The 17,118-nt window shown below is 45.9% G+C and carries 20 protein-coding genes and 1 riboswitch; of the genes, 5 read left to right on the forward strand and 15 right to left on the reverse strand.

Going from position 1 to position 17,118, the window contains the following annotated elements:
• Window positions 1–44: 44 nt before the first annotated feature.
• Window positions 45–698, reverse strand: coding sequence for an SIMPL domain-containing protein (locus AS030_RS18730; RefSeq protein WP_061974514.1), 654 nt, complete (start codon window positions 696–698; stop codon window positions 45–47).
• A 249-nt stretch (window positions 699–947) separates the two neighbouring features.
• Here AS030_RS18730 and AS030_RS18735 point away from each other — a divergent pair, with 249 nt between their 5' ends.
• Window positions 948–1,592: an SDR family oxidoreductase gene (locus AS030_RS18735; protein WP_061974516.1), complete on the forward strand. Its 645-nt coding sequence runs from the start codon at window positions 948–950 to the stop codon at window positions 1,590–1,592.
• Window positions 1,593–1,645: 53 nt separating this feature from the next.
• Here AS030_RS18735 and AS030_RS18740 read toward each other — a convergent pair whose 3' ends face one another.
• From AS030_RS18740 to AS030_RS18750, 3 genes are all read right to left on the reverse strand, one after another.
• A complete protein-coding gene (locus AS030_RS18740) occupies window positions 1,646–2,080 on the reverse strand; it encodes an SRPBCC domain-containing protein (protein WP_061974518.1) in 435 nt (144 codons plus the stop codon).
• Between the two features lie 15 nt (window positions 2,081–2,095).
• A complete protein-coding gene (locus AS030_RS18745) occupies window positions 2,096–2,650 on the reverse strand; it encodes a M15 family metallopeptidase (protein WP_061974520.1) in 555 nt (184 codons plus the stop codon).
• Between the two features lie 135 nt (window positions 2,651–2,785).
• Window positions 2,786–3,196: a hypothetical protein gene (locus tag AS030_RS18750; protein WP_061974522.1), complete on the reverse strand. Its 411-nt coding sequence runs from the start codon at window positions 3,194–3,196 to the stop codon at window positions 2,786–2,788.
• 194 nt (window positions 3,197–3,390) lie between these two features.
• Here AS030_RS18750 and AS030_RS18755 point away from each other — a divergent pair, with 194 nt between their 5' ends.
• Window positions 3,391–4,416 (forward strand): NAD-dependent epimerase/dehydratase family protein, encoded by a 1,026-nt coding sequence (locus AS030_RS18755; RefSeq protein ID WP_162264565.1) that lies wholly within the window; start codon window positions 3,391–3,393, stop codon window positions 4,414–4,416.
• Window positions 4,417–4,613: 197 nt separating this feature from the next.
• Here the strand turns inward: AS030_RS18755 and AS030_RS18760 are convergent, their stop codons facing one another.
• The 9 genes from AS030_RS18760 to AS030_RS18800 form a co-directional block, all read right to left on the reverse strand.
• A complete protein-coding gene (locus AS030_RS18760; RefSeq protein ID WP_240482407.1) occupies window positions 4,614–4,988 on the reverse strand; it encodes an SCP2 sterol-binding domain-containing protein in 375 nt (124 codons plus the stop codon).
• A gap of 9 nt (window positions 4,989–4,997) precedes the next feature.
• Complete coding sequence (locus AS030_RS18765; RefSeq protein WP_061974528.1) at window positions 4,998–5,492, reverse strand: DUF4442 domain-containing protein; 495 nt, start codon at window positions 5,490–5,492, stop codon at window positions 4,998–5,000.
• Window positions 5,493–5,501: 9 nt separating this feature from the next.
• The gene (locus AS030_RS18770) at window positions 5,502–6,563 is read right to left on the reverse strand and encodes an SDR family oxidoreductase (RefSeq protein ID WP_061974531.1); all 1,062 of its coding nucleotides are present in this window, start codon (window positions 6,561–6,563) and stop codon (window positions 5,502–5,504) included.
• Window positions 6,564–6,579: 16 nt separating this feature from the next.
• The gene (locus AS030_RS18775) at window positions 6,580–7,056 is read right to left on the reverse strand and encodes a DinB family protein (RefSeq protein WP_061974533.1); all 477 of its coding nucleotides are present in this window, start codon (window positions 7,054–7,056) and stop codon (window positions 6,580–6,582) included.
• 98 nt (window positions 7,057–7,154) lie between these two features.
• Window positions 7,155–8,510: an FAD-binding oxidoreductase gene (locus AS030_RS18780; RefSeq protein WP_061974535.1), complete on the reverse strand. Its 1,356-nt coding sequence runs from the start codon at window positions 8,508–8,510 to the stop codon at window positions 7,155–7,157.
• Between the two features lie 151 nt (window positions 8,511–8,661).
• Entirely contained in the window at window positions 8,662–9,666 is a 1,005-nt protein-coding gene (locus tag AS030_RS18785) for an ABC transporter permease (RefSeq protein ID WP_061974537.1), read from the reverse strand.
• Window positions 9,667–11,166 (reverse strand): sugar ABC transporter ATP-binding protein, encoded by a 1,500-nt coding sequence (locus tag AS030_RS18790; protein WP_061974539.1) that lies wholly within the window; start codon window positions 11,164–11,166, stop codon window positions 9,667–9,669. It abuts the gene before it with no gap.
• 64 nt (window positions 11,167–11,230) lie between these two features.
• Window positions 11,231–12,346 carry a sugar ABC transporter substrate-binding protein gene (locus AS030_RS18795; RefSeq protein WP_061975042.1) on the reverse strand — a complete coding sequence of 372 codons (1,116 nt, stop codon included), beginning with the start codon at window positions 12,344–12,346 and terminating at the stop codon, window positions 11,231–11,233.
• A gap of 124 nt (window positions 12,347–12,470) precedes the next feature.
• A riboswitch (SAM riboswitch) is annotated at window positions 12,471–12,581 on the reverse strand.
• Between the two features lie 210 nt (window positions 12,582–12,791).
• Complete coding sequence (locus AS030_RS18800; protein WP_141687124.1) at window positions 12,792–13,496, reverse strand: hypothetical protein; 705 nt, start codon at window positions 13,494–13,496, stop codon at window positions 12,792–12,794.
• Window positions 13,497–13,608: 112 nt separating this feature from the next.
• Between AS030_RS18800 and cidR the strand changes: the two genes are divergently transcribed.
• The 3 genes from cidR (at window position 13,609) to AS030_RS18815 (ending at window position 15,636) form a co-directional block, all read left to right on the forward strand.
• Window positions 13,609–14,496: a cidABC operon transcriptional activator CidR gene (cidR, locus tag AS030_RS18805; RefSeq protein ID WP_061974543.1), complete on the forward strand. Its 888-nt coding sequence runs from the start codon at window positions 13,609–13,611 to the stop codon at window positions 14,494–14,496.
• Window positions 14,497–14,731: 235 nt separating this feature from the next.
• Window positions 14,732–15,265, forward strand: coding sequence for an acyl-CoA thioesterase (locus AS030_RS18810; RefSeq protein WP_164988916.1), 534 nt, complete (start codon window positions 14,732–14,734; stop codon window positions 15,263–15,265).
• On the forward strand, window positions 15,262–15,636 hold the full coding sequence (locus AS030_RS18815) for a hypothetical protein (RefSeq protein ID WP_061974548.1): 375 nt from the start codon (window positions 15,262–15,264) through the stop codon (window positions 15,634–15,636). The genes AS030_RS18810 and AS030_RS18815 overlap by 4 nt, the downstream gene beginning before the upstream one ends.
• A gap of 51 nt (window positions 15,637–15,687) precedes the next feature.
• Here the strand turns inward: AS030_RS18815 and AS030_RS18820 are convergent, their stop codons facing one another.
• The gene (locus AS030_RS18820) at window positions 15,688–15,918 is read right to left on the reverse strand and encodes an excisionase family DNA-binding protein (protein WP_061974550.1); all 231 of its coding nucleotides are present in this window, start codon (window positions 15,916–15,918) and stop codon (window positions 15,688–15,690) included.
• A gap of 92 nt (window positions 15,919–16,010) precedes the next feature.
• Window positions 16,011–16,943: an aldo/keto reductase gene (locus tag AS030_RS18825; protein WP_061974552.1), complete on the reverse strand. Its 933-nt coding sequence runs from the start codon at window positions 16,941–16,943 to the stop codon at window positions 16,011–16,013.
• Between the last annotated feature and the right edge of the window lie 175 nt (window positions 16,944–17,118).

Genomic DNA, 17,118 nt, shown 5'->3' on the forward strand with positions numbered 1-17,118 from the left:
AAGAGCTAGGTAACCCTTCAATAAGAGCCTAACTCATTCCTTTTTTATGACATATAAAAAAATTCCGCCTCAATGGCTGCTGTGATTTCATTTTGACCGGTTTGGATAGGCACCGGTCCCGCATGCGCCAGCATGGCTCCTTGAAAAGGCACTGGACCAGGCCGTGCACTTTTGGGTAACTCGGTTACTTTTGCCGGGTAGCGGTTGATGGTGACATCCAGATCCCTTGCGATATTCATCGCCTTTTGGTGCGCATTTTGAACGGCCAGCGTTAGCGCTTGATTATAAAAGGCATCCTGGGACGACACGATAAATTGGATAGACGAAACAGAATTGGCTCCCTGGCTTACGGCCATATTGATAACGGCACCCGTTTGCCTTATATCCCGAACGGTGACCTGAAGCTGATGATTCACTTGATAGCCTTTTAAGTGCTGCTGTCCGTTTTCATAACTATATTGCGGATCAATCCGATAGAGCGATGTCTGGATGTCTTTGGATGGAATGCCCATCGTCATCAGTCCATGAGTCACCTGGTTCATCACTTCATTGTTCTGCTTTTGCGCGGCACTGACATCTTTATTTTCAGTAATCACACCGATCGTCAGCTGCGTCTGGTCCGGCACGGCATAAGCAGTCCCTTCCCCATACACTCTGATGGTGTTTCTTGTAGCTGCATCCGGCCGCTCATAATACACCGAAATCCCTCCTATCCGCAAACTACTCCACAGTTTATGCGGCAGGAGCCGAATAATGACTACAGATGAATTATTATGCAAAATAAGAGAAGAAGAAATTCGTTGAACAAACGTCTGCTTTCCTTATAGCCCACATGACAATCGACCCTGCTCTTTTAGCCCCAATGAGCAGGAAGTTTGAAGAAAGCAGACTCGTTTGAAATACTTTGAGGTGAGTTGTCAATCCTATAGAAAAAGGAGAGTGTACATATGAAAGTCTTTTTAGTAGGAGCAAATGGGCAGATCGGACAAAAATTGGTCAAGCTTCTCGCTGACAGTTCAGAGCATGAGGTTACAGCCATGATTCGAAATCCTGAACAAGCGGGTGACCTTGAGAAAATCGGCGCCCAAACAGCTGCCGCCAACCTTGAGGGCAGTGTGGAAGATCTCGCAGCCGCCGTTAAAGGCCATGATGCCATTATTTTCTCTGCCGGATCAGGCGGAAGCACAGGGTCAGACAAAACCTTGCTCGTCGATCTGGATGGCGCGGTGAAAGTAATGGAAGCAGCCGAACAATCAGGCGTGGAGCGTTTCGTTATGGTTAGTGCCCTTCAGGCGCATAACCGGGAAAACTGGAACGAAAAAATCAAACCTTATTACGTGGCCAAGCACTATGCGGATAAGGCATTGGAAGCAAGCAAGCTCAATTATACGATTGTACGCCCTGGCGGCCTGCTCAATGAACCGGGTACAGGAAAAGTCAAAGCGGGTGAAAACTTAGAAAGAGGTTCCATCCCGCGTGAGGATGTGGCCCAAACCATATTCACGGCATTAACCGAGGAAAACACCTTTAAACGCGGATTTGACCTGACATCTGGAGAGCAGTCCATCAGCGACGCGCTGAAAAATTTATAAATTAAGAAGGCTGACGCCCTTCATGGGAGTCAGCCTTTTTGATGACACAAAAACTAGAATAGCTTTTTCAGATAGTTGTGGAGCCCCGTATTCGCCGATTCATAGGACGGAAGCATAGAATCGATCCTTTTCTGTGACAAAACCGAAGTAAATAATCCTGTAAACACCTCTCCCTGGACCACTCTGGTCTGATCCCCCAACTCGGTGAGCTCCCAATAATGATACCCTGTCAAAATGCCAGGGACTCCGCCTGTCCAGGCCAATTTCTTTCCGGAATCAAAGTCTTTTACGCTTGCTTTAAAACGAAAAGGCAAGCCTCCTCCAACTGGTGACCGCACACATACCGACAAGGAGCTGCCTTTGTTGCACTCCCCTTTGATGGAAACGATCTGCGGATTCCACAGCGCGTGTTTTTCTGTATCCGAGATCACCTCCCATACCATGTCGACCGGGTATGGAAGCACACATTCTGTTCGTAACGATTTCATTCTGGTTCCCTTTCTCTACTCTTGTTCTGGAGGTCGTTCGCCATTTTTTAAATTCTCAATGGAGAGGCCAAAGTCTTTTTGAAGGTGGGGATAATCTTTAAACTCCCAGTCTCCTCCCCAGCTGAATCCCAAATCTTTGGCAAGGGCAACCACCTCCATCCAGTCGGCTTTTCCGTTGCGGTTGCTGTCGCGCTGCAGGTCCCAGACCACGTCTCCATTAGCAGTCTTTAACGCAAAGTCAATCGCCAGCCCGTAATTATGATACGATTCGCCGCCTCTGACGGTTGTTACAATATCGCCCTTATCACTGCGGCCTTTTGCGTACAATTTATCCTGTTCATCAAACGTCCGGAATCCGTCGGTAATAACAATGGAAATCCCTCTAGCCTTTGCTCTTTTGATCAATTCGTCTTTATCCTTTTCTACCACCGGATGAAGCTTGGTTGGAAGCGGAACATTCTTTTTCTCCTTTACATTTTCCGATTGATAATAGATAAAGAGGCACGCTCCCACCACGAGCAGAAAAAGAATCCAGCTGTTCACCGTTGATCTTCTCTTGGATGCGCTCATTCGCTACAAAAACCTCTTCCACGAGTAATAGTTTCTCTCTTATTCTATCGTACCATAACCCGGTTCATCTCTCTAAGGATTGGCAAACAAACCAAGTTTTCCCGGCAATAAAAAAAGCTCCCTGAAACAGGGAGCCTAGGAAAGGATTTTTTGCAGAATCCTCATGGCACGTGTGATGTTTGAGACACTCAGGTAGAGAGAATTATCTTCACCGTTATAGATGGCCTCTATCCCCACTTTTCGGTAAAGAACATTATAGATTTTACTAAAAACTCCGGGGATGCCGGCTTCAAAATTCATTTGAATTACATTTTTTTCGTAAAACGGAATATTGCCGGCTGACAGAATCCTCCGCACCATGCAGTTGTCACTCTGATTGTTGGCATCACTTGGTCCAACAACCAGAAAGACTGTATTAAACTTGTCCTTTACGAGGCTAAATGCGGTAATGTTAATCTGCTGGCTCGCGATCTTTTTCAGAATCCGGCTGACAGTGCTGTCATTCGCCGCAAATTTGAACTGGGTCCGGGTTTGAATGGTTGCCATGCTCGTCCTACCTTCTTCAAAAAAGTAATTAATTATTAGTACTCTATTCACTAGTAAGACAAAAGAGCACGGCTGTCTCCGTTTTCAAGTTAAATATTGACAAAAGAAGAACAACGTAATAACATTACTTTACGTAAAACTTTATTTTTATGTTAACAACTGGTTTCTTCAAACATTCCAAACGGAGAGGAGAAATGATTATGCATGTTTTTGTCATTGGCGGTACCCGATTCATGGGCCCGGCGATTATTAGACGGTTCGTTGATCTTGGCCATAAGGTTACGGTATTTCACAGAGGAGAGACCGAAGCAGAACTGCCTCCTGAAGTAACACGAATGCTGGGAGACAGAAATAATCTGCCTGCCTATCGAGACAAAATTCAGGAGATCAATCCTGATGCGGTGCTTGATATGATGTGTCTCACCGAATTGCAGGCAAAAGAGCTGGTTGAAACGCTCGATGGTATTGTAAACCGGGTGATTGTGGCGAGCTCACAGGACGTATACCGGGCGTTCGGGCGGGTGAACAGAACAGAAACAGGAGAAGCTGAACCCGTTCCGATCGATGAAAACGGAGAATTGCGTCACAACCTCTATCCGCAAAGAGCGTTTGCGGAAACCGAAGAAAGACGCATGTATGATAAAATACTAGTGGAGCGGACCGTTATGGACCATCCCCGCATCGATGGTACGATCTTGAGACTGCCTGCGGTTTACGGACCGAATGACCATCAGCACCGCTGGTATTCATTTCTTAAGCCAATGAGTGAGCAAAGGCCCTATATCCTGCTGGCAAAGAGCCTGGCCGGCTGGCGCTGGACCCGCGGATATGTGGAAAATATGGCAGAGGCCATTGTCCAGTCCATCCTCAATTCAGAGGCAGCGGGCAAGATTTACAATGTTGGTGAAAAAGATGCATGGACGACCAAAGAGTGGATTGAGAAATTCGCGCCTCTTATGAATTGGAACGGAGACGTGATTGTGCTGCCAGATGATCAGCTTCCTGAGGGTTATGGCTGGGGAATAAATACGGAACAGCATGTGATTTTCACCTCTGATAAAATACGTCGTGAATTGGGATATAAAGAAACCGTTTCGTTTGAAGAAGGATTAAAACGCACCATCGCATGGGAGCTTCAGCATCCACCCGAAAAACTGACGCTGGACTATGATGCAGAAGATGAAATCATGAAGCAGTGGAATGCGAAAACTCAACGTTAAATATGAAAAAGCAGACGCATACCACGTCTGCTTTTTCTATTACTCTACTTATTCCCTTTTAAATTAGTAGATCGGTACCCGAACGCCCATTCAAGAATCCCTGACTCTCCTTTGCTTAGAAGGGATTAGGGAAGAGACGGACGGGATCATTTATTATCTTGGTAAAGAAAGCGCTTTAAATAAACAAAAAGTAAAACTTAGCTCTTCCCAAACTCCGCTTCCATGTTATATTGGCCGAGCAACGCCTCCACTTTCAACGCTTTGCCGATGTCGCCTTCGACCTTCAATTTCCCCATCATAAATGCTGCTGTACCGTTCAGTTTTCCGAGAAGCATCTTTTTAAAGTTTGGATAAGAAATAATGATCGTGCAATCTCCGCGTTCCGTGTACTCTTCCTTTATCTCTGCTTTTCCGTCCTTTAAATGCAGCTGGAACGAATAGTCCTCATCAGGGATGTCATACTGATATACCGCTTGAACTCCCTCAATGGGACCCGGGTTATCGTTAATGACATCTTCAATCTTTTTTACCGTTTCCTTTACTGTCAAATCTTCCATTGCTTTTGCCATCATCCTGCCTCCTTATGACTTTTGCAGTGAAACTATGTTCTCAGAGTTAGCTTTGGCCTTTCTCCGGATATAAATGGTTTTCTCCACCACCGCGTGAACAAGTCCGGTTTCATCCACCACATCGACATCATATATTCGGTCAAGACTGTGTCTGCTTTTAAGCTGCCGCTTCACATCTTCTACTTCCTCCGGGGTAATCTTAAATGTAGCGTACAGGGTACTCTTCCCGGGCTTTTTGAAGGAAATGGAGGCAGCTTTATCCCAGACAATATAGTCATCCCCGAGCAGTTTCAGAAACATGTACATATACATCGGATCCACAGCCCCATAGATGCTTCCTCCAAAAATCGTTCCCACATAGTTGCGGGTCCGCCAGTTTAAAGGAAGCTGTATCGTAATTTCCGAATAATCTTCAGCAATATAGATCACCCTTGCTCCTGTTCCTCGGTACGCAGGAAACAAATTAAAGCCATAGCGGACACATCGGGTTTTCCAGGATTCTTTCATTGCAACCTCCTACTTTATGTAAACCAATTTTTCCGGATCCTTTCTGTTTTCCTTGTAATAGGCAACCATACTAGATACGTAATCTTTAAAATCCGGACATTGGACGCCTGCTTTCACCAGCACCTTACTGGTATTGGCAGCATCGTACTGACAGGCACACCTGAAATACTCCAGCGCTTCTTTTTCCACTTTAAAAAAGCGGCGGAAGAACGAAAAAGATAACATAAACTCCACAACTGCTGGCGGTATGGTCCATGATGGTGCTTTTCCGATCAGTTCCTCACAGATCATGCGGTAAAGCTTCCTGCTCTCATAAGGTGAAGGATCCGTGAGATGGAACACCTTGTTCACCGCATCATCCGACTCTGCAAGGCAGAGTGTCGCATCAATAATATAATCAAAGGGTACCACATTAAATAGCGCTTCGGACTTTCCCAGATAAGGAACAGGTACATACCGCAGCTTGTCCAAAAAACGCATGATAAAATACGGGCCATCGAACTTGATGGTCTCTCCGGTTTTGGAGTGTCCCACCACCACTCCTGGCCTGATGATGGTATAAGGCACACCATCAAGCTCCGCCACCAGCTTTTCTGCAGCAAACTTGGTCGATTCATAGTGATTTTTAAATGTCTGCCCGGCATCCAATTCATCTTCTTTAATGAGACCGGTCCTTTTCCCTGAAACGTAGGCTGTACTAAAGTAAACATACCGCGCAAGGTGCGGGAGTTCCTTTACAAAAGCATTTATATTCCGTGTACCGGTAATATTGATGTTCGCCGCAATCTGCTCCGGGACTGCCAAATCATACACCGCTGCCAGATGAAAGACATGCGTAATATGGTTTTTTAGCCAGTCGGTTTGTTCAGGGCTTAGCCGCAGTCCGGCCATCGTAATATCACCCGTAAACAACCTGACGTTGGGCCGGTTGGCTGCCAGATCTTTTGCTTTTTCAATCTGGCTGGGATGAACAAGAAGAACAAACTCACATTCTTTGTACAGCTTCAGCATTTCTTTTAGCAGCATTGAAGCCAGAAAGCCGGGAAAGCCGGTTATGAAGCAGCCATTCATCCATCATCCCTCCCTGTTACTCGACTCCATCGTTTACAGCTTGAGGAGGAAGCTGCTTGAAAAATGGCATCTTCTGCGAACCGGTCATACGCGCGTAAGTAAACAACTGACCCTTATGATGGATTTCATGGTCAATCATGCTTTCAAGCCAGTAGCTTCCCGGAGCGGTAAATTTAAAGATGTCGATCTCTTTTTCCAGATTGGACGTTTGCAGCTCTTGAAAATCGCGCTTTGATTTTTCGGTGAATTCATCAAGGATCTCACGAACTTCACCCATGGTCTGAAACTCTCGGGGTGTGCGCGGTGACACAAACTGGCCGTTTTTTATCGTTTCGAGAAACATATCCGTAGAGCCAGCAATATGTACCGCCAAATCGCCCAGGGCAAATCCATCGCTCCATGGTTTAAAAAACACATGCTGGGGCCCAACCTCTTCCAAAAGCTCGTGCAGAACCGTCCGGTGCTTCAGCCAATGCGTATAGTATTGTTCCATTATCCATCGCTCCCATCAAAGTAATCTACTAGATAAGTTCGATACTGCAGCCTTTTCCCCTTTACGCCAAGCAAAAAATCCAGCGTGTCCGGCTGGATTTATCTGGGTGCCCGGTTAATTCCCTGTGGAAAGGAAAACACATTGTACGGGTCGTATTTTTTATTTACTTTCTTTAATCGTGGCGCATTCCACCCAAAATAGGCTTTTTCATAATGCCGTAACGGGCTGTATGGAAAATTAACAAATGATCCTTTGGTAATGGATTTAACATAGGGAAACCGTTTTTTCATCCACTGAATGTTTTCGGGTTCCAAGCCAGGATCCTCCCAGTTCGTTTGTATGCCGAGAATATAATCCGCCTGGCGGTAAAAAAACGCCGTTTCAAACGGGTTGACGTCACTAACCTTGCCGCCCAGGGCATACACCGTCAATCCGGCGAATATGGAGCCTTCCGCCCGCTTCTGAATCAGCCCCACGAGATTCCGGATTTCCCGCTCGCTGAATTTTCTGTAGACAAATCTTCCTGTGGATTTAAACCGCTCATACTCCGGATACGTGGCGTCAACGGCTCTGACGGCCTCCATGAAGGGAAGGTATCTGACGAAAAGCTGGATCTTTCCGTTGATCAGCAGCGGCTCCATCACTTTTGCCGCTTCCTCAGGCGGTCCGTAAAAAAAGCCCCGGCCGTAAATAGCCGTTCCCTCTTCCAGCGAGTTATAGAGGCTGGCATTAGCCGTCATTCTCTCGTCCAAATCCTCCAGCCAATATTGCCAGGCGTTGAGGAAGGTCTCCTGCAGCTTTGCATCCGCTTTTGGCGCATAGATTTCGACGAAAGAAACGTTTTCGACCGGTTCCGGAAGGGCAAACGTCATGGAGACGACTACACCAAAATTGCCACCGCCCGCTCCGCGGCATGCCCAGAACAAGTCTGGATTCACCTGCTGGTTTGCCTTTAATATTCTGCCCGTATAATCCACCAGCTCCAGTTCGATCAGGCTGTCACATCCGAGTCCCAGATACCGGCTGGAAAATCCCCAACCGCCGCCAAGGGTATACCCGCTGACACCGACAGTTGGACCCGTTCCCCCAGGAAAGGGGTAGCCCAGAGAACCCACAAACTCGTAAAGCTGTTCATTTTTCACGCCGCCCTGTATTTTCAGTTGTTCATTGTTGTTAAGAACAATGCCATCCATCCGGCTGATATCAATGACGATTACACCGTTGCCCACCGAATAGCCCTCATAGTGATGACCGCCTGAACGAATCCTGATCTTCACCTCATGTTTCCGGGCCCAAAGAATGGCATTCCGGACATCATCGACCGTGCTGCAATATACGATAACGAGAGGAAACTTTTGCACGGCACGGTTCCATTCCTGCCTCGTTTCTTCATATTGAGGGGAGAAGCGGGTGACCACTTCCCCCGTCAGCCCTTTCAAATTGAGTTTTTTCATAATCCTATCCTCTATCCCTGCTTAGTGGAGATAAGAACTCCCTATAATAAGGTATGCCAGGAATGGACAGACAGTCTTATTTTTTTGCAAGAGATCAAAAAAGCCCATTAAAAAAGCCAGGAAGGTCAAAAGAACTTCCCGGCTTCATCTGTTATTTTTTCAATTTATAGTAGGTTAAGGCAAGGGCAAATGCAAGTACTGCCCCTTTCACAATGTCCATGGAATAGTACGGGACAGACATCATGACGAGGCCATTCTGCAGGATGCCAATCAATATCGCGCCAACGAGCGTTCCGAACGCATTGGGCTTTCCCGCTCCAAAAACGGAAAAACCGATGAAAGCGGCCGCTACCGCGTCCATGAGGTAAGGCGTACCGGCATTGATTTCCGCTGTCATTACTCTAGAGGCCAGAGCAATTCCCCCAATGGAAGCAAATAGTGCCGACAAGAGGTAAGCGGCCACTTTATACTTTTTGACCGGAATACCCGAAAGCCTCGCTGCCTCCTCATTTCCTCCGATCACATACATATAGCGGCCGTGCTTTGTATAGTTGAGAAGCACATGGACGAGCACCACGGCAAGCGCCATAATCAGAATAATCCACGGTACCTGGCCGATTTTTTGGAACGCCTCAGAAATTTTCCCGGTCGCAAAGCTTCCGTCGGGCATCACCATGTTTTGTGAGATTGTCGCACCCTTCGTATAAGTAAGCGCAATCCCCTGAACAATAAACATCGTGGCAAGTGTCAGCAGCATATCGGGAATTTTCACTTTTACAATGAATACCGAGTTAATGATCCCTACAATCAGGGCAGCAGCCAGCGCAGAAAATATCGCAACCACCGTGTTTTGCGAAAACCAGACGAACATAGAAATCACAATCGCGTTGGATAAAGAAGCAACCGATCCAACCGACAAATCAAACCCGTTCACCGACAGTGAGATGGTAATTCCAATCGCGATGATGGTCACGATTGAAATGGACCGTAAAATGTTCATCAGGTTCTGTCCCTGCAAAAATGATGGATGTGCAGCCGTAAACACACCGATTAACACAAGAATGGTCAGGATTGTTCCGTATTTATAAAAAAACTCAAACAGCTCAAACCTCTTTTTGGGAGCTGCTTTGGCGGGTATGGGTTTTGATAACTCCATTTACCTTCCTCCTGTACTGTAAAATAATAGCTCTTCCTCGGTGGTTTTTGCGGTTTCCAGCTCTTTTACTGTACGCCCGTCGTACATGACGTACACCCGGTTTGTAATCCCCAGAATTTCCGGAAATTCTGACGATGCGTAAAGGACCGCTTTCCCCCTTTTGGCGAGGGCCGAAATCAGTTCAAAAATATCCCGTTTCGCCCCGACATCAACGCCCTTGGTCGGCTCATCAAAAATATAAACCTCCGCATCGGCAAGCAGCCATTTGCCAATGGCAATCTTTTGCTGGTTCCCGCCCGACAGATGCTGTACCTTACTTTTCTCAGAAGGGGTTTTGATACCGAGCGTTTTTATGATCTCAAGGGATTTTCTCTTTTCCGCCCGGCGGTCGAGAAAACTGAACGCTTTTGTAAACTGGGCAAGGTTGGCGGCCGACAAATTCGCAGCTACCGTTTCCTCCACAAGGATTCCTTCTTTTCGGCGTTCCTCAGGTACAAGGGCCAGCCCCTGCCGAACGGCATGATATGGGCTCTTCAGCTTCAGTTTTTTGCCTTTCAGCAGAACATCCCCCGCGGTAATGGGAGTGCTTCCGAACAATGTTTTGCACAGTTCGGTTTTTCCTGCCCCTACCAGTCCTGCAATCCCTACAATTTCACCAGCACGGGCCGTCAGGCTTAAACCCTTTATTTTCTCCTTATCGAAAAGACTTTTTACTTCTAGCAGGGTTTCTCCTGTCTTGCCATTTACGGCCGGGAACTGCTCGTCCAGCGCTTTTCCCAGCATCTGCTCAATGACGCGGTTAATGGAGCTTTGTACAATCTCTTCCTCAGCGACCTTTTCTCCGTTCCTCATGACGGTAATGTCGTCGCAGATGTCAAAGATCTCCGGCAAGCGGTGAGAGATAAAAATAATGCCAACATCCTTTGCTTTTAAATCCCGGACAATCCGGAACAGTTCTCGTGTTTCTGCATGGCTCAGAGGAGCTGTCGGTTCATCAAGAATGAGAAACCGGCACTTAGCCGAAACAGCCCGCGCAATCAATACCATTTGCTTTTGCGCAAGCGTCAGCTCGCTGACGAGCTTTTTGGAGGATACGTGTATGTTCATTTCCTCCAAAAGATGCGAAGCCTTTTGGTGGAGGGTTTTCCAGCGCACGAGCTGCTTTTTTCCCATTTCATTGACCAGGTCATGCAGGAGAATGTTCTCCCCCACCGTCAAATAGGGAACCAGAACTGTGTCTACCTCCTGATGGACAATTTGGATGCCCTCATTCAGTGCGTCCTTTGGCGAAGATATATCTACGTTCTTTCCGTCAATCTGAACAGAGCCGGTGTAATGGGTATAGGCACCCGTCAGCACCTTCATCAGCGTTGATTTCCCGGCACCATTTGCCCCGATCAGTGCATGAACACGGCCAGTTTTACTTTTAAAATCAACCTCATCCAGCGCCTTTACCCCGGGAAACTCAATACTTATGTTCTTCATCTCGAGCAGTGCCATCGGCCGGTCTCCTTTATTCAAAGCAAACACCCTCTGCTGCTAGCCGAAGAGAGTGTTTGTATGTTTATTTTTTGTAATGGTCTTTCAGCGTGTCCATCCAATCTTCTTCAAACGCGTCCGATTGTCCCCACCCTTTAATTTCCTTGGACAGGTTAACCATATTTACGCCCTCGGAGGATTTTTGAAGATCCCTTTGGGAAACGAGAGCAGCATCCAGGTCATATTTTTGCGGTGTTTTTTCACCGGCAATTTTTTTTGCAAGGATTCTCATATCCACTGCACCGATCAGCTTTGGATCAACCGCTGCAGTATATTTCCATGGGCTGTCCTTCTTTTGAATTTCCTGAAGATCCGCGTTGGAGACATCAATGCCGTAAATTTTGATCTCATTTCGGCCCGCTTCCTTAATGGCACGAGCGGCTCCGATGGCAAATGCATCCCATGTCGCAAAGATCGCATCAATCTCTCCCTTTTTATGCTTGTTCAGCATGGCGGTAACGGCATTTTGCGTTTGAACGGAGGTGTCCGCTGAAGCTACACCAAAGCGCTCCACTTCTTTAATGCCAGGGTTCTTTTTCAACGTTTCTTTATAAACAGCATTGCGGCGAACCATTGGCGGGAATCCGTCCACCCAAAGGTACACAATGTTCGCTTTGCCTTTTTGTTCTTTCACAAGCTTGTCCAGTGCCAGCTTGGCCAATGCTTCATCGTCCTGGGATGTAAGTGTCACGCCATCCACCTTCGCGAGGTCCGGATTAGAGTCAAAAGTCACGACACTCTTTCCTTTTTCTCTGAGTTTTTGGATATCATTGATTGTTGCCGCATCATCTCCATGAGAAATAATGAAGCCGTCATAGTCCTCATTGGCCGCCTGGGCAATCGCATCGTGGAATTTCGCTGTATCTCCGTTGGCCGTATAGATATCAACGGTAAAACCGAGCGCTTCCCCTTCTGCCTTCGCTCCTGCCAAAAACTGTGCCGTATGATCATCTCCACCGATCTTTCGGATAACTTTGATTTTGGCACCCTGCCCCTTGGCGAATCGTTTTGGCACATTATCAAACGACACATTTTCATGTTTCTTTTCAGATGATGCCGTGTTACTGCCTGACGAGCAGCCTGTTAACAATAATGAGAGTGCGACCGCAGAGACTGCTGCGCTTTTTAAAAACTTCTTCATTTCCCCTATCCCCTTTTCTGTATGTCTCTCTCTTCTCAAAAGCTGCAGGGCCATCCCCTGAGCACATAAAAAAACCTCTCCGGAAAGAGAGGTTTCATCGCCTATGTAGACAAGGATTCGTCCTCTCTCATCTTTCAAAACAGCATAGCTGTTTTGCAGGATTTAGCACCAATTCCATAAATGGAACGGTTGCCGGGCGTCATAGGGCCAGTCCCTCTGCCACTCTTGATAAGAGATTGAATATTGAGTTAGTTAAAAATATAGTTATAACTTTAATCGGCGGAGAGAGGAAAGTCAATATATTTTTAAAAGGTTATTTTAAAAACCTTCGTTGCTTTTAGTGGCTGATTTCCGTTTGAGTATGCTCACTTTCATCTATGATTATATCACCCCATAATATGGGAATAAAAAAACAGCGCTTTTATTCAACGCTGCTACGGATCCATCAAGAAATATCCCCGCCAAAAACCACGACATTCTGTACCTCTGGCGCAAACACCTGGCCATTCCATTTCATTGTGGTCTGCACATAACCAAGCCGGTCGGCGTTATACTGGCCGGCGATGTTCTGGTAAGCCAGTAATTCGCAGGTACCATTGCGGTCAAAGTCGACCGGATAAAGACCTGACAGTCCGGAAACAAATCCCTGGATCGGTTTTTTCAGCTTGCCATTGGGATAATAAATCTCTGACAAGTACTGCCTGCCCCTGGTGGTTAGATCAATAATAAATTTCTGGTTCGTGGTGTAGCTGTTTACCTGAGCTTTGTAGTAGTCGAGGTAAAAGACCCGGTATTTGAAGAGGTCATTAAAGACATCAGAATCAAACAACGGCCTGAACTGGCTGCCTCTATAGGCAAACACATAGGCATTTAGCATGCCGCCGCTTCCACCTGTATCCATTACCACCATGATGTCTTCCACCCTGTCTCCAGTAAAGTCACCAAGAAAAAGCGTGGGATTGTATCCTTGGTTTTGCTTGAGTGGTATTTGTGTATACTGATTGGTCCTTCCATCCTGCACAACTATCATGATATTGACCCAAAATGGACTGTCCGGTGTTTTTTCAGCAGTAATATAAACGGTATCGATGGAGTTGTCGCCGATGACATTCCCCTTTTTCATATCGACGACCTGCCGCTCTCTGTACATGGCTATCCCCTGCCTTCCCACTGTTTTCATAACACATTATATGAGAAAGGCCCGGTTTTGGTTTTTATTCTCAATCGTGTTACACTACAAAAAAACTCAAGCAGGTGCATTCGTGGATATTAAACAACTACAGTACTTTATAGAAGTGGCAAAATACAATAGCTTTACCCGGGCAGCTGACGCTCTTTTTATCACTCAGCCGACGATCAGCAAAATGATTAAAAACCTGGAAGATGAGCTCGGTGTCGTTCTTTTTGACCGATCCCGAAAAGGGCTGACCCTGACGGATGCGGGCCGGACGATTTTTGAACAAGCTGTACTCGTCGATAAAGCGGTTAATAATCTGGAAATGGAACTCGATAACCTCCTCGGATTAAAAAAGGGACACATTCGCATCGGTCTGCCTCCGATTCTGGATCCAAGACTCTTCCCAAAATTGATCGGCAGCTTTCATGATCAGTATCCGAATATTACGTTCGAGCTTGTGGAGGATGGATCAAAACGAATCGAAGAGGATGTTGCCAACCATCAGCTCGATATTGGCGTTATTGTGCTTCCTACCAACAATGAACTCTTTCAGCACTTTGCGTTTAAAGAGGAAGACCTGAGACTGATCATCCATCCGGACCATGAGCTGGCAGACCGTGATGAAATTGATTTGAGCGAGCTCAGCGAGGAGCCCTTTATTTTGTTCAACAAGGACTTCGTGCTTCATGACCGGATCATATCATCATGTAACCAGGCGGGATTCAATCCGCATATCACCTCCGAAAGCTCGCAATGGTCGTTTATCGAAGAAATGGTCATCTGCAAGCTTGGCGTTTCTCTGTTACCCGAAAGCATTTGCCGCCATCTGAACGATGAAGTCCGGGTCATTAAAGTGGTCAATCCTACAATAAGCTGGCATTTAGCCCTCATTTGGAACAAAGACCAATACTTATCGTTTGCCGCCAAAGAGTGGCTCAATTACGCCAAAGAACAGCTCGCGGAGCTTGAGTAATCAATAAATGGCGGTTTTTTCTGTAGTGGATTGCCGCCTTTTGCCAAGATTTTTCTATGCCCATTCTTTATATCTGAAAGCATTTACATAGAGCCCATCTATGCAAACTATAAAAAATAACAATTTTACTTCCTTTTCTTGGAGGCGTACACTAGGAAACTGTAAGAGGGAAACGCAAGAAAACAACAGCGTCCCTTTAGCCGAGATACGTTAATCATGAAAGGAAATGATTGTTTTGAACGCAAAAAAAACAAGCGAAAGCCGCATTATTAATACAGACCAGGTATTAGCTGGTGATTTGAATAACTATAATACATTGTTCGGCGGAGTACTTATGAAAAAGCTCGATGCTGCTGCATCACTTTCTGCTCGCCGCCATGCCCGTGTGAAAACCTGTGTTACAGCATCAACCGACTCCATCGACTTTTTGCATCCGATTCATCAAACGGATTCTGTTTGTATCGAATCATTCGTATCCTACACAGGAAAAAGCTCAATGGAAATCTTCTGTAAGGTTATTGCTGAAGATATTCTTACCGGAGAACGAAGAATTGCAGCTACAGCATTCTTAACCTTCGTTGCTTTGGGAGAAGACAAACGCCCGGTTGAAGTACCTGCAGTCATCCCTGAAACAGAAGAAGAAAAATTCTTGTTTGAAACAGCCGCAGACCGTGCCGAAATGCGTAAAGTCCGCAGAGCACGCAGCAAAGAATTAGCCGAGGTTATTTCATTGCGTAAGCCTTGGCAACAAGAAGGTGCATTAGTTTGATTACCCTTGTCAGCCATAATGAGTTAAAAGCAGCGAAAGAAGAACTTGAAAACATTGAACGTTCGTTCCCTGATTTGTATGAAAAATGGGTGCATATTATCAATTTGACCCGTGCGCTTCAATTTAAATATCAATACATGGGTACATTGATCATGAACGAAGATTGCCGCCGATACGCTCCTGAATTTTGTCAGGAATCTGTTGTTCGTCTTTATAAAAGTGAGCTAGAAAAGCTTACTGCAGACGAAAACATTGATACCCTTCGCGAAATGATCAGCAAGTTCAATAATGCCGGTTATGCAAAAATCAGTTTGCTGGCGATTGGACGGTCTCCCGAATCTCTAATGGGAACTTCAGCTATTATCAACTAAAAGAAAGAAGCAGACGATCCAGGCGATCATCTGCTTCTTTTTTCGTTTAGTTTAATCTTCGTCCTTCGCGTCCCAATCTTCCGGGATTGGTTCATTCATATACTCCTCAACAAGCTTTTTGTACTTTTCCATCTGTTCAAGATGGGTATTAAACTGCTCCTTATTGATGAGATATTCATTGCCGTCATGAAAGGCACGAATTTTCTTCTGTTGAATCAAATTCTCAATATACGTTTCAGGCAGATCCAGAAATTCCGCGGTTTCCTTTAGAGTCAGATACATGATTCACCTTTTCTCAGGTGCTTATATCGTCTACAGCACCATATCCATCACATTATCCACCTATTCGGAGTTTTCTTCAAGAGCTAAAGAAATTAAGAAAAGATCCTGCTGATTTCCTGAACTTCCTGATCGCTGAGCTGAACATCCAATGTTTTCAGGTTGTTGCTGACCTGATCGGCGCGTTTTGCGCCTGGAATGATGGAGTCGATTGCCGGCTGTTTAAGATACCATGCGAGAACAACGTGAGCCACTTCCGCCCCTTTGGCTTCGGCAATCCCGCGAAGCTGGTCCACTTTCTCCAGGTTTCTAATAAAGTTCTCCCCCTTAAAATGAGGCATGTCCTTGCGCAGGTCATCAAACTTCGTGTCTTTGCTGTATTTACCGGCAAGAAGTCCGGAGGCAAGCGGGAAGTAAGGAACAAAGGAGATTCCTTTATCCTCTAAATACGGAAGCAATTCCTTTTCCGCATCGCGCTGCAATAGGTTGTACTCTCCTTGGAATACATCAACATAACCGTCCTTGTTTGCCTGCTTCAGCTGTTCCATGGAAAAGTTCGAAACTCCGATGGCACGGATTTTTCCCTGGTCTTTCAGTTCTTTTAATGCGCCGACTGCTTCATCCTTTGGTGTATCTTCATCAGGAAAATGAATATAGAACAAATCAATATAATCCGTTTGAAGCCGTTTTAAGCTTCCTTCCACCGCATCTTTTAAGAAGGCTGGCGAGTTGTCGAACACGACGTCTTTACCAACAAACTTGTGCGCCCCTTTGGTTGCGATCACGACTTTATCGCGGCTGCCTGTTTCTTTTATGACTTCCCCGACCAATTCCTCCGAACGCTCAGGTCCATAAATAAAGGCGGTATCTAAAAAGTTGATACCAATCTCCAATGCCCGATTTACCAGATCCTTGCCAGCCTGTTCATCCAGATTTGGATACAGGTTGTGTCCTCCAACGGCATTCGTACCCAGTCCAATCGGGTTCACCAATAAGTCTGTTTTCCCAAGTTTCGTTTGCTGTGCCATGTATTGCTCAACTCCTTCTAAAATAAGTTTGTACTCCTTGTAATCGTAGCAAAAGACCTGTTCGAATGAAAAAAATCAGCTCAATAGAAAATGTAAATATATTTTTTTAAAGAGTAAATAACATGGGGCACACACTCCAATTAACGTGTCAAGAAGATAACCGAGTCTATAAGAA

It is taken from the genome of Fictibacillus enclensis (assembly GCF_001457035.1).
Classification (GTDB): Bacteria; Bacillota; Bacilli; order Bacillales; family Fictibacillaceae; genus Fictibacillus_C; species Fictibacillus_C enclensis.

What these genes read in the sequence shown, in the direction of transcription:
- AS030_RS18760 (WP_240482407.1), bottom strand. Translation starts at nt 4,988, where the DNA reads ATGATGGCAAAAGCAATGGAAGATTTGACAGTAAAGGAAACGGTAAAA.
- AS030_RS18745 (WP_061974520.1), bottom strand. Translation starts at nt 2,650, where the DNA reads ATGAGCGCATCCAAGAGAAGATCAACGGTGAACAGCTGGATTCTTTTT.
- AS030_RS18755 (WP_162264565.1), top strand. Translation starts at nt 3,391, where the DNA reads ATGATTATGCATGTTTTTGTCATTGGCGGTACCCGATTCATGGGCCCG.
- AS030_RS18795 (WP_061975042.1), bottom strand. Translation starts at nt 12,346, where the DNA reads ATGAAGAAGTTTTTAAAAAGCGCAGCAGTCTCTGCGGTCGCACTCTCA.
- AS030_RS18790 (WP_061974539.1), bottom strand. Translation starts at nt 11,166, where the DNA reads ATGGCACTGCTCGAGATGAAGAACATAAGTATTGAGTTTCCCGGGGTA.
- AS030_RS18780 (WP_061974535.1), bottom strand. Translation starts at nt 8,510, where the DNA reads ATGAAAAAACTCAATTTGAAAGGGCTGACGGGGGAAGTGGTCACCCGC.
- AS030_RS18825 (WP_061974552.1), bottom strand. Translation starts at nt 16,943, where the DNA reads ATGGCACAGCAAACGAAACTTGGGAAAACAGACTTATTGGTGAACCCG.
- AS030_RS18770 (WP_061974531.1), bottom strand. Translation starts at nt 6,563, where the DNA reads ATGAATGGCTGCTTCATAACCGGCTTTCCCGGCTTTCTGGCTTCAATG.
- AS030_RS18775 (WP_061974533.1), bottom strand. Translation starts at nt 7,056, where the DNA reads ATGGAACAATACTATACGCATTGGCTGAAGCACCGGACGGTTCTGCAC.
- AS030_RS18740 (WP_061974518.1), bottom strand. Translation starts at nt 2,080, where the DNA reads ATGAAATCGTTACGAACAGAATGTGTGCTTCCATACCCGGTCGACATG.
- AS030_RS18785 (WP_061974537.1), bottom strand. Translation starts at nt 9,666, where the DNA reads ATGGAGTTATCAAAACCCATACCCGCCAAAGCAGCTCCCAAAAAGAGG.
- AS030_RS18820 (WP_061974550.1), bottom strand. Translation starts at nt 15,918, where the DNA reads ATGTATCTGACTCTAAAGGAAACCGCGGAATTTCTGGATCTGCCTGAA.
- AS030_RS18765 (WP_061974528.1), bottom strand. Translation starts at nt 5,492, where the DNA reads ATGAAAGAATCCTGGAAAACCCGATGTGTCCGCTATGGCTTTAATTTG.
- AS030_RS18750 (WP_061974522.1), bottom strand. Translation starts at nt 3,196, where the DNA reads ATGGCAACCATTCAAACCCGGACCCAGTTCAAATTTGCGGCGAATGAC.
- AS030_RS18800 (WP_141687124.1), bottom strand. Translation starts at nt 13,496, where the DNA reads ATGTACAGAGAGCGGCAGGTCGTCGATATGAAAAAGGGGAATGTCATC.
- AS030_RS18735 (WP_061974516.1), top strand. Translation starts at nt 948, where the DNA reads ATGAAAGTCTTTTTAGTAGGAGCAAATGGGCAGATCGGACAAAAATTG.